Below are 13,815 nucleotides of genomic sequence, written 5' to 3'. Positions count from 1 at the left end.
GGGCTAGCAGGTTATCCCACCCAGTGGGCGGGGCGGCACACCGCCTCAGGAAGGGCTGCCATTACCGGAACCACTCTTGCTCCGTGCACGGCTGCGGCGGGCTCGGGGCTTGGGCGCGGGTTTCTCTTCGTATTCCTCCTCCATCATCAGCACCGGATCATCCTCGTCCCGCCGGGATTGACTGGAGGGCCAGAAGCCGTCTCTGGCGCGACGCAGCCAGGCATTCAGGTATTCCTCGATGATGTCCTGGGTATCCAGCGGCAGGTCTCGGTAGATGAGGGTGCCGACAAGGGCGAGCACCATGACGCCACCAAGCAGCGTGAGCAGGGGTTGCAGGAAGACGATGGTGGCCAGGGCGGCAATGCTGAGCAGGATGATGCGTGTTCTTGCGGGCATGGTCTCTCTCAAATGATGTTGGCTGCCCACGACGATGGGCGTATTGTCAAGGGTGGGTTGGTCCGATAGGAGAATATTTTGCCCCAAGCGCCGGCTCAAGAATACCCCTCAGGTCTGTACGGGCAAGTATCCATGCCCCTCTCCTGAGCATGGAGAAGAGGCTTCATGAGGCTGTGCCCCTTGTTTTCCGTCCATCCGGATAAGGCCCCTCAACGCGCCGAAGCGAACGTGAGGTTTTTGCATCGATCACTTGCAGGGTCACCCGATCCCGTCCATTGCGCTTGCTGGCATACAGGGCCTCATCGGCGATGCGGATCATGGTCTGGCGTGGCGGGGGCGGGGTGTGAGCAGGGCAACTGGCCACGCCGATACTCACGGTGACGGGGATGTGCGTGCCGCCCACCTCCACCGGATGGTCGCTGATCTGCTGGCGCAAACGCTCGGCCACCATCAATGCTCCTTCCGGATCCGTTTCCGGCATCACAAGCAGGAACTCCTCACCTCCGTACCGGGCGGCCAGATCCGGCTGTCGGGCCAGATCAGTGAGAATCTGGGCGATATGATTCAGCACCTCGTCGCCCACTGGATGGCCATGGGTATCGTTCACCTGCTTGAAATGATCCATATCCAGCATGAGCAATGAGAAGGCATTGCGATAGCGGCGGCTGCGCTGGATCTCTCGCTCTACCAGTTCCTGCATGTGGGCATGATTGAAAAGTCCGGTCATGCCGTCCCGTTGTGCTCGGTCGGCGAGTCCGTGGGCCTCGACCAGGGCCCGGATGATGGGTCGCAGGGCAGCGACGGTCAGGGCAAAGATCACCAGAACCAGGATGCCAAGGACCAGTATGAGGCGGCCTAACTGTTCGTTGGTCTCCGCGAAGAACCGCTGCTCGTTGATCACGGCAAACAATTGCCAGTCCGTGCCCTCCAGGTCTCGGGTGCGGACCAGATGACCTTGCCCTGGTCTTTCTCCCTTGATGAAGCTCTCGAAGGCTGCCAATGAATCTGCCGGTGCCTGGGCTCCTGGCCAGAACAGGATGTCACCTGTAGAGTCGGCAATGCCAAAGGTCATGGTGCGCAGATCGCGCTCCTGGGGTTTTTCGATGACCGTGTGCAGAGCCCCGGCATCCACATAGAGCAGATCCGAACCCACCCAGCCCGCCCGGGGGTCGATGATGGGGGAGCAGTAAACGAGCGCACGGTAGTTGCCCAGCGCGATGGGTTTGAGCAGATGGATTTCGGAGGCTCCTTGCGCAAGGCATGCTTCGCCGGGGCTCTCTTCAGGCACCCGGCCCACCTGCAGGAACCGCTCTCCCGAGGCTCCCAAGCGTTCGATCCCCAGCAATTCGTCATTGGCAATGAGCGCGTCGGCCAGCTTTGGGTTGCTGAAGGCGCGTAGGGATTCCAGGGAGATGCGTCCTTCCAGATGCTCCACCTGCCGTTGACGGATGGCGGTGCGGCTGGCGGTCTGACGGGCGAGGGCGAAATGTCGGTCGAGAACACCCTGCACCAGCCATTGGGAGGCTCGCATGGAGAACTCGATCTCCGATTCATGACCAGAGCGCAGGCGATCTGCCAGCGGCTTGAAGCCGCCCAGATAAAAGGTGGCCGTCAGCAGCAGGCAACTGATACCCGCTACAAGGTAGATCATGAGAATGTTTGGCTTGATGGTGTGAATCACGGATAGGCCAAGGATATCTCGAAACAAGGGATGAACCGTTGGGGGAAGGAATGGGGGGGCGGTTTTGGCCCATCTTGTCCCTGTGGTGATGAGGCGGTTCAGTCCATTGGTATGCCAGATGATCAGGGGCGTTGGGAGTGGTATATTGAACACCACACGTTTCACTGATGCCAGTCCCACGCCCAGACACGGGCCCTCTCGCCATGCCGCAGATCCGCAGACAATCCGGCCATCACGTCCTCGTGGTGGAGGACAGCCGCTCGGTGGCCGGGCTGCTGGCGAACAAGATCGCAGAACTGCCCGATCTTCAGGTGAGAGTGGCTGGCTCCCTGGCCGAGGCCAGGGCAGCGCTGGAAGAAGGTGCCGAACAGTTCTTTCTGGCTGTGCTGGATCTGAATCTGCCTGACGCACCGGACGGGGAGGTGGTTCCCTGGGTGCTTGAACAGGGTATCCCTGCTCTGGTATTGACCGCGGGAGTCAGCGACGATGACCGGGACAGGCTGATCGATCTGGGCATTATCGATTACATCAACAAGGACAACCCCTCCGAGATCGACCATGTGGTCCGTTCGGTAGGCCGCATTCATCGTAATCGCAATATCGGTGTCCTGGTGGTGGACGACTCCACCTCGGCCCGAGCCTATCTCATGGCTCTGCTGCATCGGTATGGGTATCGGTTGCTGGAGGCCAAGGATGGTCAGAGCGCCCTCAGGCTGCTGGATGAACAGGGAGACCAGATCCATCTGATGCTGTGCGATCAGCACATGCCCGGCATGGATGGCATCACCCTGATTACCCGTGTTCGCCAACGGTATTGCCGTACCCGGTTGTGCATCATCGGCATGTCCAATCATGGCTCGGGCATCCTTTCAGCCCGTCAGCTCAAGGCCGGGGCCAACGACTTCATTACACGGCCCTTCCTGGAAGAGGAGTTCTTTGTGCGGGTCAACCAGAATGTGGCCCTGATCGAACTGATCCAGGAGATGGAGAACGCCGCCAACCATGATCCGCTGACCAGCCTGTTCAATCGCCGATACCTGGCCGATGCCGGACAGATGCTGCACGAGGCGGCCCGCAGGGGTGGGCGTGGTCTGAGCGTGATCCTGATGGATCTGGATTTCTTCAAGCACATCAATGATCGTTTCGGTCACTTCGGGGGTGATGAGGTACTCACCCAGGTGGCCAAGGTGCTCAAGGCTCGGGCGCGTGCCTCGGATATCCTGGTGCGTTACGGTGGCGAGGAGTTCTGTCTGGTGGCACAGGACGTTGATCAGAAGGCGGCCATCGCGCTGGCCGAGACCCTGCGTCAGGCGGTGGCCAGCATGGAGTTCTGTCTGGACAGCGAGTGCGTCAAGCTGACCTTGAGTGTAGGGGTGAGCACCCGCCTGGGAAGCGATCTGGAACAGATGCTCCACGATGCGGACAATGCCCTGTATCAGGCCAAGGAATTGGGCCGTAACAGGGTGGTGGCCACCCCGGTCACAGACTCGTAGGGAAGGAGTCGACCCGGAGGGGGATCAAAACTCCCCGACCCAGGTCACACCGATGGCGCACGCAACGCCTGCACATCCGGATATTGGCAGTGCCGGGCCCGCCATTTGAGTGGCGGGCCCGGTTCTTTTTGCGCGTCAGCCAATCATGACGCGCGTGGAGTCTGCTTACTTACCGCGCCCCATGGTGCGCTCCATGCGCTGCATCATCTCGCGCAGGCGAGCATTCTCTTCCAGGGCGCGATCGGCCTTTTGGTTGGCTTCGTTGGCAGTGCGGTTTGCACCTTGAGCAGTGGACTGTGCCTGCTCGGCAGTACGCAGAGCATTGTCAGCCGTCACACTGGCGCTGTCGATCATCTGGCGTTGTTGTTCCATGTTATCGGTGGTAGCACAGCCGGTGCCCAGCACCAGGGCCAGAGCGGCAGCGGGAACTACGGCAAATCGGATCATACCTTTACGCATCGTAACCTCCATTACAAAGGGTTATTTTTCGGGGCGTGCATGGCTCCGGTCCGGGATGCCCCGAGGCGCGGTGGCCATGATTCCACCAAGCTGAATTCTGAAAAAAATCCAGGCGATTCGAGTGTATCAGGTCAGGTGGAGTATCCATACCATGGGATCGCCAGTCCTGCGAGCCGTTCACAAAATAAGGATTCTGCAGTGCATCATTGCTGTGCAGCGTCATGGTCAGGGGCGGGTCAGCCATCACGCTCCAGGCGGCTGACCGTGGCCACCGGTGAGCCGGCCTCCACCAGTGGATTGCGGCGAATGGAAGTCAGCAGGCCACTCACCGGTGTCTTGAGTTCCTTGATGAGGGCGCCGTTGTCCCGGTCATAGAGATAGCCGATGAGATCTCCTCCATGCAGCCAATGCCCCGGATCCTGACGGAAGACGAACAGGCCGCGAGCGTCGCTGGTCAGCTCGAAGAGCTGCTTTTCGCCAAAGTAGTGCAGGTCGTCCTCTTCTTCCGCGAGGCTGATTTCCCGAATGATCTCAGTATGGGTGAGAAAGGTCACCAGGGCGCGGAACAGGCGCTCGCACAGGGCGGGCTGTAACTCACCGGCGCGACCGGCCTGGAGGTAGAGATTTTCACCGCCCGCTTCGCGCCAGGCCGGCAGCCAGGGCAGGCCGCCGTTCATGTGTCCCGGGTGTTCGATCACGGCCGCCAGACCAAACAGGCAGGCAGAGGCACGTTCGTCATCGCTGGGGTCGATAAGCGACACCTGGGGCAGGGCATCCATACCGTCCGCTCCATGACTGACCTCCACCCGATAAAAGGCCTGTCGGGTCTGTTGGGCGACAATCTCCGCCTGGTCGGGTTCGGGGCAGGGAGCAATGAGGATCCTTTCTTGCAGGCGGCCCCGTGCGGCTTCACCTGATTCCAGGCTCTTGAGAAAGGCGCTGAGTCGGCCCAGGACGAATTGGCCGTTGATATTGGTCTCTCCCCCGGGGTTGACCAGGGCGACCCGCGGCCGTCGCTCGGCGGGCCCCAGGTCGTGAACCGGGTTGGCGAGTGGGGTGCTTTGATCTGCCATCGGCATCCGATCCTTCTGGGTTGCATGTGGCCCTTGGGGCACGATCCGTTACAATCGCGGGTCTCGATCCCGAGTGCAAGAGTAAGCTGCCATGCCCCTGGGGCCTATCATGCTGGATCTGGAGGGGACGACCCCGACCACCGCCGAGGAACGCCTGTTGTGCCATCCCATGGCAGGCGGGGTGATCCTGTTTACCCGTAACTTTCAGTCGATGGAGCAACTGACTGAACTGGTGAGGCAGATCCACGCCCTGCGCGAACCCCATCTGCTGGTGGCCGTAGACCACGAAGGAGGTCGGGTGCAGCGTTTTCGTGAAGGATTCACGAAGCTGCCCCCCATGGCTCGCCTGGGTCATGTCTATGATCGGGATCCCGCCGAGGCACGCCGTCGGGCCCGCCTGCTGGGTTGGTTGATGGCGGCGGAGTTGCGCGCCGTGGGCGTGGATTTCAGCTTTGCGCCGGTGCTGGATCTGGCTCATGGGTGCAGTGGCGTGATCGGTGATCGAGCCTTTCATCGCTCGCCCCATGCGGTGGCGGATCTGGCGCACCACTGGGTGAAGGGCATGCGTTCGGCAGGCATGGAGGCGGTGGGCAAGCACTTCCCGGGCCACGGTGGGGTACGCGCTGATTCCCACCTGGAACTGCCGGTGGACGAGCGACGGCAGCGAGACATCCTGAATGACGACATGCTCCCCTTTGAACGCCTGATCGAGCAGGGGATTGCCGGGCTCATGCCCGCCCATGTGGTGTACTCCCGGGTCGATGGACTTCCGGCAGGTTTTTCCCGTTACTGGTTGCAGGATGTATTGCGCGGACAGTTGCGTTTCCAGGGAGCCATCTTCAGCGATGATCTGAGCATGGCAGCCACCGAGACATTCGGGGATTACGCTGAACGCGCACTCAGGGCCCAGGCCGCTGGCTGCGACATGATGCTGGTATGTAACCACCCCGAGGGCGCTGCCCAGGCACTGGATGCCCTGGCGGGGCACGACGCGCCCGTGGCCATGGCCAGACTGGCAAGAATGCACGGCCGGCGGGCACCTGACTGGCAGACACTGCGCAGCGACCCCGACTGGGAAACTGCCGTGACGCTGGCGGCGTCAATGGATAACGCCTCGAACATGGAATTGCCGGTGTGACAAGGGTTTGTCTGATCCTGGAATAAGCCGGCCTTATGCATTGGCGGGAGTGGAATAGCCTGCCTATAATGCCGGCTGAACCACCAAAGGAGTGAGAAAATGGCCGACAAATTAATGATTATCATGGTCAACACCGATCCCAAGAACCCTTCCGAACTGGGTGCGCCGTTTTTCCAGGCCACCGTGGCCGCGGCCATGGAATATGACGTGGAAGTCGTCATGACCGGTCGTGCCGGCGAACTGGCCAAGAAGGGAGTGGCCGAAAACCTGTTCGTGCAGGAGGGCAGTCCGAAGTCTGTTTACGATTTCATCAAGGATGCCCACGAAGCGGGCGTCAAATTCAAGGTGTGCACGCCCACGCTGGATCTTTGGGGGGATGATATGATCCCCGAGGTGGAAGAGACCGTGGGCGGTGCCTACGTGATCGGGGAAGCCATGGATGGTGATACGGTGACATTCACCTACTGAGCCCTCTTCCGAGGCCCCTCTCCCTGCTGGGAGAGGGGCAAATACCCCGAATCAAGGCTTTTTTTAACGAAAATAAAGGGTTGTCATGTCCGTTACTCCGGAGCACGCGGCGCAGGTTTACGCCGAAGCCGATTGTCTGATCTCGAAACAGCAGGTGGAGGCAGCAATTGATCGTATGGCCGAGACGATCACCCGGGATCTGGCGGAGCAGAATCCCCTGTTGCTGTGCGTGATGACCGGTGGCGTGGTCTTCACCGGCCACCTGCTCACGCGTCTGCATTTTCCGCTGCAGGTGGATTATGTGCATGCGACCCGCTATCGGGGTGAACTCAAGGGGGGGAACACCCTGCACTGGATCATGGAACCCCAGATTGATCTCAAGGACCGCGTCGTGCTGGTCCTGGACGATATCCTCGATGAGGGCCACACTCTGGCCGGCATTCTGGACTATTGCCGCCAACAGGGCGCCCGCGCCGTCCACAGTGCTGCCCTGGTCCTCAAGCGCCACGATCGGCGCGTGCCCGGCCTGGAGGCCGACTACGTGGGTGTGGAGGTGGAGGACCGCTATGTCTTTGGCTACGGCATGGACTACAAGGAATTCCTGCGTAACGCCAACGGTGTTTATGCCGTCAAGGGCTGCTGAGCGCGCCTGCCTCCGCTGTATCCTTGCCACCCCTGGGTGGCCTTTCTTTACCATGAAGAGCGTGACATGACCGACAGTACCATTGCCATTATCGGTGGCACCGGATTAACCTCACTCAACGGCCTGGAGATCACCCGACGCGAGGTGATGCACACCCCTTATGGAGAGCCTTCCGGCCCCATCACCCACGGGGTGCTGGCCGGCAGGGAGGTGATGTTCCTGGCGCGCCACGGTTATGGACATACCATCCCGCCGCACCGCATCAACTATCGGGCCAACCTTTGGGCACTGAAGAATGCCGGGATCAGCCGTGTGGTGGCGGTGGCTGCTGTGGGTGGCATCACGCCCGAGATGTATCCACCCCGAATCGTTTTCCCCGACCAGATCATCGACTACACCTGGTCGCGTGGGCACACCCTGTTCGAGGAAGACCTGAGCCATGTGACCCACGTGGACTTCACCGAGCCCTATTGCGCGGAGTTGCGCCAATGCCTGCTCGCTGGTGCCCAATCCATTGGCCTGGATGCCCATGACGGGGGGACTTACGCTGCCACTCAGGGCCCGCGCCTGGAAACCCGTGCCGAGGTGGACCGCCTGGAGCGGGACGGCTGTGATCTGGTGGGCATGACCGGCATGCCCGAGGCCGGCCTGGCCCGTGAACTGGGGTTGGGCTATGCCACCTGCGCCGTGGTGGCCAATTGGGCCGCCGGTCGTGGTGAGGGTGTCGGGGAGATTTCGATGGAGGATGTGGAGAAGAATGTCAGCGAGGGGATGGTGAACGTGCGGCGTCTGCTGGAGGTGGTGATTCCGACCATGTAGGCGTGGTGTGCCTATGATCAGCCCGGGTGATTTGGGGCCCCTCTCCCCCCCTGGGGAGAGGGGGAACGAAGGCACCTGCCTCAGGGCATCACACCCCAGAACGGTTGCACCTGTACCGTTTCCCCCGGCTCCACCCGCTCTTGCTCCATGTCCAGCACAATGAAGCAATTGGCCTCGCTCATGGAACTCAGCACGCCGGAACTCTGAGAAAGCGTTGCCCGTACCTGCAATCGACCCTCCTCATCCTGCTCCAGCACACCACGTTGGAACTCCATTCGCCCCGGGCGTTTCTTCAGCGTATCCTGGCAGACGACCGGAAACAGGGGGGGCAGCGCCGGCTCAGGAACCCCCATCATCCGTTGCAGCGTGGGCTGCACCAGCTGATAGAAAGTGACCACCGCCGAGACCGGGTTACCCGGCAGGCCTACGAACACGGCGTCACCCACCCGACCAAAGGCCAGCGGACGCCCAGGCTTGATGGCCACCTTCCAGAAATCAACCCGCCCGACCTGATCAAGAATGTCGCGAATGTAATCCGCTTCTCCCACCGAGACGCCACCGGTGCTGATCACCATATCGGCACAGGCTGCCGCGTCGACGAAGGCGGCCTGCAGGGTCTCGCGGGTGTCAGGGATGACCCCCATATCCAGTACCTCCACGCCCAGTTCAGTGAGCATGCCGAAAAGGGTATGGCGATTGCTGTCATAAATACCCCCGGGCGGCAGGGGTTGGCCCAGGGGGGTGAGTTCATCCCCCGTAGAGAAAAAGGTCACCCTCGGGCGCCGGCGAACCGTGACCTCCACCGGTCCCAAAGAGGCCAGCAGGCCCAGGCGTGCAGGCGTGATGGCGGCCCCCGCCTCAAGCACCGTCTGCCCCTGCTGCACATCTTCGCCGGCATGGCGCACATTCTCGCCAGTGCGGGGGCCAGCGGAGAGGATGATTTGATCGCTTTCGCGGCGGACCTTCTCCTGCATGACCACGGTGTCACAGTCCTTTGGCACCACGGCCCCGGTCATGATGCGTACGCATTCCCCCGGCCCCACTGGACCGCTGAAGGGGTTGCCGGCCCAGGCAGTGCCCACCACTTCCAGCCTTACTGAGCCCTCCCCGGGGAGATCGGGGCCGCGAACGGCATAGCCATCCATGGCAGCGTTGTCGTGACCGGGTACGGCAATCGGGGCTTGAACCGGTTCCGCGAGCACTCGATGCAGCGCCTCCCGCATGGCGAGGCGTTCGTGACCGGTGACCGGGGCGACGGACTCGAGCATCCGTTGCCGGGCCTGCGCCAGCGTCATGGAATCCGGATCGTGATCATCGTGGCAGTGGGTGGAAACAGGCGCGTTGGTCTGGGTCATGATTGGGTCGCGGTTGTTGTGGGTTTAAGGCAGTGACCGATCATCCACCGGTCACGCTCATGTGCCGCAGGATCACCGGCTTTGCGCTGAGGTCGAAGGTATGCCCTTGTGGCTTGATCTGCATGGCCTCCACAATGGCCCGGGTAAGTGCCCGTGAATCCCCTGGGTATTCCCGAACCACCTGGCGCAGGTCCACCGAGTGCTCCTGGCCCAGGCAAAGTAACAGGCGGCCCTCGGCGGTCAGACGCACCCGGTTGCAGTCCACGCAGAAATTGTGACTATGGGGAGAGATGAACCCGATCCGTGTAGGGCCGTCGTCCAGGCGAAAATAGCGGGATGGGCCACCGGTAGATTCGGTGGTGGGGATCAGGCGGTAGCGGGCCTGGATATCGGCCCTGACCTGATCGCTGGAATAGAATACCTCGGCCCGGTCGTGATCTGCGTTCACTCCCAAGGGCATCTCCTCGATAAAGCTGATGTCCATGTCCCGGGCGCGGCAGAACTCCACCAGATCAATGATCTCATCCGCGTTACGGCCCTTGAGGATGACGCTGTTGATCTTCACCCGCTCCATACCGGCAGCCAGGGCTGCATCGATACCATCCAGCACCCTTTGCAATTCCCCCTGCCGGGTGATGTGCCGAAACCGTTCCGGTCGCAGGCTGTCCAGGCTGATGTTGATGCGTCGAACCCCCGCGGCCCGCAGGGCCGGGGCGTGTCGGGCGAGCTGCGAGCCGTTGGTGGTGAGGGTGAGTTCTTCAAGGCCGGGGAGGGTGCCCAGCCCCCGGAACAGCCCGGTGACACCCCGCCGTACCAGGGGTTCGCCACCGGTGATGCGGATCTTGTCCACCCCCAGCGCCACGAAGGCCCGGGCGATCTGCTGGATCTCCTCCAGGGTGAGCACCTGGCTGCGGGGCAGGAACTGCATGTCTTCGCTCATGCAGTAGACGCAGCGAAAATCGCAGCGATCCGTGATGGAGATCCGCAGATAGCTCACGCGGCGTCCGAACCGATCAACGAGGGGCGGCGAGGGTGTCGGACTCATGAGGCGCGGTCCTCCAGTGGGCTGGGCATTTCGGGCGAGGGGCTGGCTTGGAGCGTGGCAGCCAGGAAACGATGCTCCCGGGGGGTGTTGATGTTGGCGAAGGCCTCCGGGCAGTCAGAAAAGTCTGCCAGCGAGGGCCTGTGGCGCTGGCACCAGATCCACGCCTTGCGTTCACCCGCATTGAGAAAGGCCTCAAGGTCCGGCAGTAGCGACTGGTGCACCAGGGCAAAGACGGGCTGCGGGCGCTGTTCGACCTGGGCGATGGCCAGCCGTCCTCCCTGAGTCTGGCGGGCCTGGGCGAGTCGCTGCAGCAGGTCGCCCGGGAGTTGCGGGCAATCGCAGGGGACGGTGAGTACCCAGGGCGTGGTACTGGCGCTCAGCGCCGCGGCGATTCCCGCCAGGGGGCCGGCAAAGTCGGGTTGTGTGTCGGACACGACGGGGGCACCGAAGCTTGCGTAGGCATCTGCATGGCGATTGGCGCTGATGATGAGCGTGTCCACCTGACGCGAGAGCCTCTCCATGACCCAGCGCACCATGGGTTGTCCGGCGAGATCGACGAGCCCCTTGTCCCGCCCCCCCATGCGCACACCCCGGCCACCGGCCAGGACGACGCCGGTAACGGAGGTTGGGTCGGGGGCTGTGGGGGCGATTGGAGTCATAAGGTTATATCGGAGTGTAACCCGACCGACTTGATTTGAGTAACCTCAAGTTTGATTGGAGAGAGAGTATCTGCTGTTGAGTCCCTCTTGGACAGGAGGATACGGGTGCCTTTTTTTGAGCCCCTCTCCCGCTGGCGGGAGAGGGGTTGGGGTGAGGGCGTCTTTTATTGAATCAAGAAGAGCCACAAGGGCAGGGTGATGGCCGCTGCCAGGGTGTGGGTGGCGATCAGGGCGGCCACGATCTGACCATCGCCGCCCATGCGCACGGCCAGGATATAGGCCGAGGAGGCGGTGGGCAGGGCGGCCAGCACCAGGGCAGCGGCCAGATAGACACCGCTGATGCCGAATAACATGGCGGCGCCCACGGAGATGGCAGGCACGGCGATCAGCTTGACCAGGGTCAGGTACGCGATGGCCGGGGCATGGCGGCCCACGCCGGCCAGTTGTAGGCCAGCCCCCACGGCAATGAGCCCCAGGGGCAGGGCGGCCTCGCCCAGAAAGCCCAGGGTGGTGTCGATCATCGTGGGAAGGGGCCAGCCGCTGAGGGACCAGGCCAGCCCTGCAAACGTGGAAAGCACCAGAGGATTGCGGGCCAGTTCCCGCAGCAGGCCGTGATTGCCGTGCCGCGCCAGGGCCCACACGGCGCCCACATTGGCCAGGGGCACCATGAAGCCGGTCAGGATGGCGAATACCGCCACCCCCTCAGCGCCGTAAAGGCCGCCGAGAATGGCAAAGCCGATATAGGAATTGAAGCGAAAGGCGCACTGGAATGCCGAGGCAAATTCCCGCTGGCCAAGGCGCATCCAGCGCTGTCCCAGATAGCCCAGTGCCATGCCGGCCAGCATGAAAATGAACCCGGTGTAGATCATGCCGGCAGCGCTCTGGATCTCCAGCGGGTGCCGGGCCAGGGAGCCAAACAGCAGCGCCGGGAAGAGGATGTAGTAGATCAGCCATTCCAGGTCGGACCAGAAACCGGGGTTGAAACCGGCGTGCCGCCTGAGCAGAAACCCCGCAACGATCAGGGCAAAGGTGGGAATGAGGATCTGCAGTGTCGTCATGGCGCAAAGGTGTGGATGGCATACCGCAAGTCAAAGGTCTCAGAAGCTTAACTCCACCGCCTCGTCCCCCGGGGCCTCGATCCCACGGCGCAGCAGCAGCGTACCACTCTGGCGATAGAGTTCGGTGAGGGCCTGACGGTGACGGATGATGGCCTCGGCTTCCTCCAGCTGGCTCTCCAGCAGATCCCGCTGGGCCTGGGACAGGGCCAGGGCGGTGCCGGTGCCCACGCGGAAACGGGCCTGCTCTCCCCGGAGAACCTCCTCCTGAAGTTCCCGGGTAAGTTGCGTGGCCTGGATCTGTTCACGGGTGCGATTGGCGTCAAACCAGGCGTTCTGTACGTCCAGGGCGGTGAGTTGCTGCAGGTTGCCCAGGGCCTCCAGCGCCTGCTGACGGCTTAGACCGGCGCGCTGAACGTCGGCGCGGGCGGCGCGGTTGCCGATGGGATATTCCAGTTGCAGATCCACACTGTAGTCATAGCCGGGGCCATCCACCTCCCGCCAGGCGTCGCCGAAGGCGGAGGCATAGCCGCTTTGCCCCAGCGTGACGAACAAGTCCAGCCGCGGCAGCAGGCCCTGACGGGTACGAATCACCTCCAGCTCTCCCCGTTGTACCCGCAACCGGGCCTCATTCAGCGCCGGACGCAGTTCCCGGGCCAGTTCCATATGGGCGGACACCGGTTCCAGGGTAGGTACCTGTGGGTCCGGCTTGTCCAGGGGGGTGACCTGGGTGCCCCAGTGGGCGGCCGGCGGATTGATGAGTTGCAGCAACTGGATGCGGGCCTGGGCCCGTTGTGAACGGGCGTCGATCAAGCCCTGACGACGCAGGGCTTCCTCAGCGCGGGCAGAGATTTCCTCACTCTCGGGCCGGTCGCCGACACGGATGCGCTGACGGGTCTCTTCAAGCTGCTGACGGGCCACCGCCAGGGATTCCTCGAAGATCTGTGTCTGGCGACTTGCCAGCACATAGTCCCAGTAGGCTTTTTCCACATCGGCCACCAGGGATTCAGTGAAGCCCCGAAATTCATAGAGTGAGCTTCGGGTATCCACCCGGGCCTGACGCAGGCTGGCCAGGTTGGAGTCGATGCGGGCGCCACGCAGCAGGGCCTGGGTGAGGGTGAGGCCGGCACGGGAGGTGAATTGTTCATCGGTGCGCGTCGATTCGCTGCGCACACTGCGCAGGGACAGCTCGATGTCGGTGCCGGTGGGCAGGCTTTGGCGCACGCCGGCCTCGATGCGATCCCTTTCATCCTCGGAGAGGCTGGCCTCGCCGAACAGCACCGGATCAAACACCGCCCGCTCCACGGCCTCGAAGGTGCCGGTGATCAACGGTTGCAGTTGCTCCATGGTGAGGGAGCGATTGTTTTGCAGGGCCATGAAAACGGCATTCTCCACCGATAGCGCCAGCGCGTCGGGTGCGGCCTGCCCGGAGGTGGGGGCCCACGCCTGCGGGGCGCTCAGTTCGGGGGCGCCTTCGGGTAATGCCTCCGGTGCCGGGCCCCAGGCATCCAGACGTTCCTCCAGCCAGGAC

General features: G+C 62.5%; 14 protein-coding genes. 5 read left to right on the top strand and 9 right to left on the bottom strand.

All coding sequences use genetic code 11. The features are described 5' to 3' along the window. Positions 1–45: 45 nt before the first annotated feature. Complete coding sequence (locus BMY52_RS08550) at positions 46–396, bottom strand: hypothetical protein (RefSeq protein ID WP_143050452.1); 351 nt, start codon at positions 394–396, stop codon at positions 46–48. 163 nt (positions 397–559) lie between these two features. Continuing rightward, positions 560–2,047 carry a GGDEF domain-containing protein gene (locus BMY52_RS08545; protein WP_143050451.1) on the bottom strand — a complete coding sequence of 496 codons (1,488 nt, stop codon included), beginning with the start codon at positions 2,045–2,047 and terminating at the stop codon, positions 560–562. A gap of 233 nt (positions 2,048–2,280) precedes the next feature. On the opposite strand from BMY52_RS08545, the gene BMY52_RS08540 reads away from it, so the two are divergent. Continuing rightward, positions 2,281–3,570, top strand: coding sequence for a diguanylate cyclase (locus tag BMY52_RS08540; RefSeq protein ID WP_177169906.1), 1,290 nt, complete (start codon positions 2,281–2,283; stop codon positions 3,568–3,570). Between the two features lie 165 nt (positions 3,571–3,735). On the opposite strand, the gene BMY52_RS08535 is transcribed toward BMY52_RS08540, so the two are convergent. Continuing rightward, the gene (locus BMY52_RS08535; RefSeq protein WP_090253399.1) at positions 3,736–4,029 is read right to left on the bottom strand and encodes an Lpp/OprI family alanine-zipper lipoprotein; all 294 of its coding nucleotides are present in this window, start codon (positions 4,027–4,029) and stop codon (positions 3,736–3,738) included. 236 nt (positions 4,030–4,265) lie between these two features. Beyond that, on the bottom strand, positions 4,266–5,102 hold the full coding sequence (locus BMY52_RS08530) for a succinylglutamate desuccinylase/aspartoacylase family protein (RefSeq protein WP_090253396.1): 837 nt from the start codon (positions 5,100–5,102) through the stop codon (positions 4,266–4,268). 91 nt (positions 5,103–5,193) lie between these two features. On the opposite strand from BMY52_RS08530, the gene nagZ reads away from it, so the two are divergent. From nagZ to BMY52_RS08510, 4 genes are all read left to right on the top strand, one after another. Further along, positions 5,194–6,240, top strand: a complete 1,047-nt coding sequence (gene nagZ / locus BMY52_RS08525; RefSeq protein WP_090253393.1) for a beta-N-acetylhexosaminidase — start codon at positions 5,194–5,196, stop codon at positions 6,238–6,240. Between the two features lie 99 nt (positions 6,241–6,339). Continuing rightward, positions 6,340–6,708 carry a DsrE family protein gene (locus BMY52_RS08520; protein WP_090253390.1) on the top strand — a complete coding sequence of 123 codons (369 nt, stop codon included), beginning with the start codon at positions 6,340–6,342 and terminating at the stop codon, positions 6,706–6,708. An 85-nt stretch (positions 6,709–6,793) separates the two neighbouring features. After that, positions 6,794–7,351, top strand: a complete 558-nt coding sequence (locus BMY52_RS08515; protein ID WP_090253387.1) for a hypoxanthine-guanine phosphoribosyltransferase — start codon at positions 6,794–6,796, stop codon at positions 7,349–7,351. Between the two features lie 66 nt (positions 7,352–7,417). Beyond that, positions 7,418–8,170, top strand: coding sequence for an S-methyl-5'-thioinosine phosphorylase (locus BMY52_RS08510; RefSeq protein WP_090253384.1), 753 nt, complete (start codon positions 7,418–7,420; stop codon positions 8,168–8,170). Positions 8,171–8,250: 80 nt separating this feature from the next. On the opposite strand, the gene moeA is transcribed toward BMY52_RS08510, so the two are convergent. From moeA to BMY52_RS08485, 5 genes are all read right to left on the bottom strand, one after another. Next, positions 8,251–9,525 (bottom strand): molybdopterin molybdotransferase MoeA, encoded by a 1,275-nt coding sequence (gene moeA / locus BMY52_RS08505; RefSeq protein ID WP_090253382.1) that lies wholly within the window; start codon positions 9,523–9,525, stop codon positions 8,251–8,253. Positions 9,526–9,565: 40 nt separating this feature from the next. Continuing rightward, the gene (moaA, locus tag BMY52_RS08500; protein WP_090253379.1) at positions 9,566–10,570 is read right to left on the bottom strand and encodes a GTP 3',8-cyclase MoaA; all 1,005 of its coding nucleotides are present in this window, start codon (positions 10,568–10,570) and stop codon (positions 9,566–9,568) included. After that, entirely contained in the window at positions 10,567–11,229 is a 663-nt protein-coding gene (gene mobA / locus BMY52_RS08495; RefSeq protein ID WP_090253377.1) for a molybdenum cofactor guanylyltransferase MobA, read from the bottom strand. The genes moaA and mobA overlap by 4 nt, the downstream gene beginning before the upstream one ends. Positions 11,230–11,393: 164 nt before the next feature. After that, positions 11,394–12,287 (bottom strand): AEC family transporter, encoded by an 894-nt coding sequence (locus BMY52_RS08490; protein ID WP_177169905.1) that lies wholly within the window; start codon positions 12,285–12,287, stop codon positions 11,394–11,396. Positions 12,288–12,326: 39 nt separating this feature from the next. Next, positions 12,327–13,661, bottom strand: a complete 1,335-nt coding sequence (locus BMY52_RS08485; RefSeq protein ID WP_245740730.1) for a TolC family protein — start codon at positions 13,659–13,661, stop codon at positions 12,327–12,329. Positions 13,662–13,815 lie beyond the last annotated feature (154 nt).

This window comes from Ectothiorhodospira marina (assembly GCF_900109495.1).
GTDB classification, from domain to species: domain Bacteria; phylum Pseudomonadota; class Gammaproteobacteria; order Ectothiorhodospirales; family Ectothiorhodospiraceae; genus Ectothiorhodospira; species Ectothiorhodospira marina.
This window is presented reverse-complemented; position numbering and strand designations above follow the sequence as displayed.

Excerpts from the sequence above, each read along its gene's own strand:
- BMY52_RS08550 (WP_143050452.1), bottom strand. The coding sequence starts at position 396 with ATGCCCGCAAGAACACGCATCATCCTGCTCAGCATTGCCGCCCTGGCC.
- BMY52_RS08545 (WP_143050451.1), bottom strand. The coding sequence starts at position 2,047 with ATGATCTACCTTGTAGCGGGTATCAGTTGCCTGCTGCTGACGGCCACC.
- BMY52_RS08540 (WP_177169906.1), top strand. The coding sequence starts at position 2,281 with ATGCCGCAGATCCGCAGACAATCCGGCCATCACGTCCTCGTGGTGGAG.
- BMY52_RS08535 (WP_090253399.1), bottom strand. The coding sequence starts at position 4,029 with ATGCGTAAAGGTATGATCCGATTTGCCGTAGTTCCCGCTGCCGCTCTG.
- BMY52_RS08530 (WP_090253396.1), bottom strand. The coding sequence starts at position 5,102 with ATGGCAGATCAAAGCACCCCACTCGCCAACCCGGTTCACGACCTGGGG.
- nagZ (WP_090253393.1), top strand. The coding sequence starts at position 5,194 with ATGCCCCTGGGGCCTATCATGCTGGATCTGGAGGGGACGACCCCGACC.
- BMY52_RS08520 (WP_090253390.1), top strand. The coding sequence starts at position 6,340 with ATGGCCGACAAATTAATGATTATCATGGTCAACACCGATCCCAAGAAC.
- BMY52_RS08515 (WP_090253387.1), top strand. The coding sequence starts at position 6,794 with ATGTCCGTTACTCCGGAGCACGCGGCGCAGGTTTACGCCGAAGCCGAT.
- BMY52_RS08510 (WP_090253384.1), top strand. The coding sequence starts at position 7,418 with ATGACCGACAGTACCATTGCCATTATCGGTGGCACCGGATTAACCTCA.
- moeA (WP_090253382.1), bottom strand. The coding sequence starts at position 9,525 with ATGACCCAGACCAACGCGCCTGTTTCCACCCACTGCCACGATGATCAC.
- moaA (WP_090253379.1), bottom strand. The coding sequence starts at position 10,570 with ATGAGTCCGACACCCTCGCCGCCCCTCGTTGATCGGTTCGGACGCCGC.
- mobA (WP_090253377.1), bottom strand. The coding sequence starts at position 11,229 with ATGACTCCAATCGCCCCCACAGCCCCCGACCCAACCTCCGTTACCGGC.
- BMY52_RS08490 (WP_177169905.1), bottom strand. The coding sequence starts at position 12,287 with ATGACGACACTGCAGATCCTCATTCCCACCTTTGCCCTGATCGTTGCG.
- BMY52_RS08485 (WP_245740730.1), bottom strand. The coding sequence starts at position 13,661 with ATGGCCCTGCAAAACAATCGCTCCCTCACCATGGAGCAACTGCAACCG.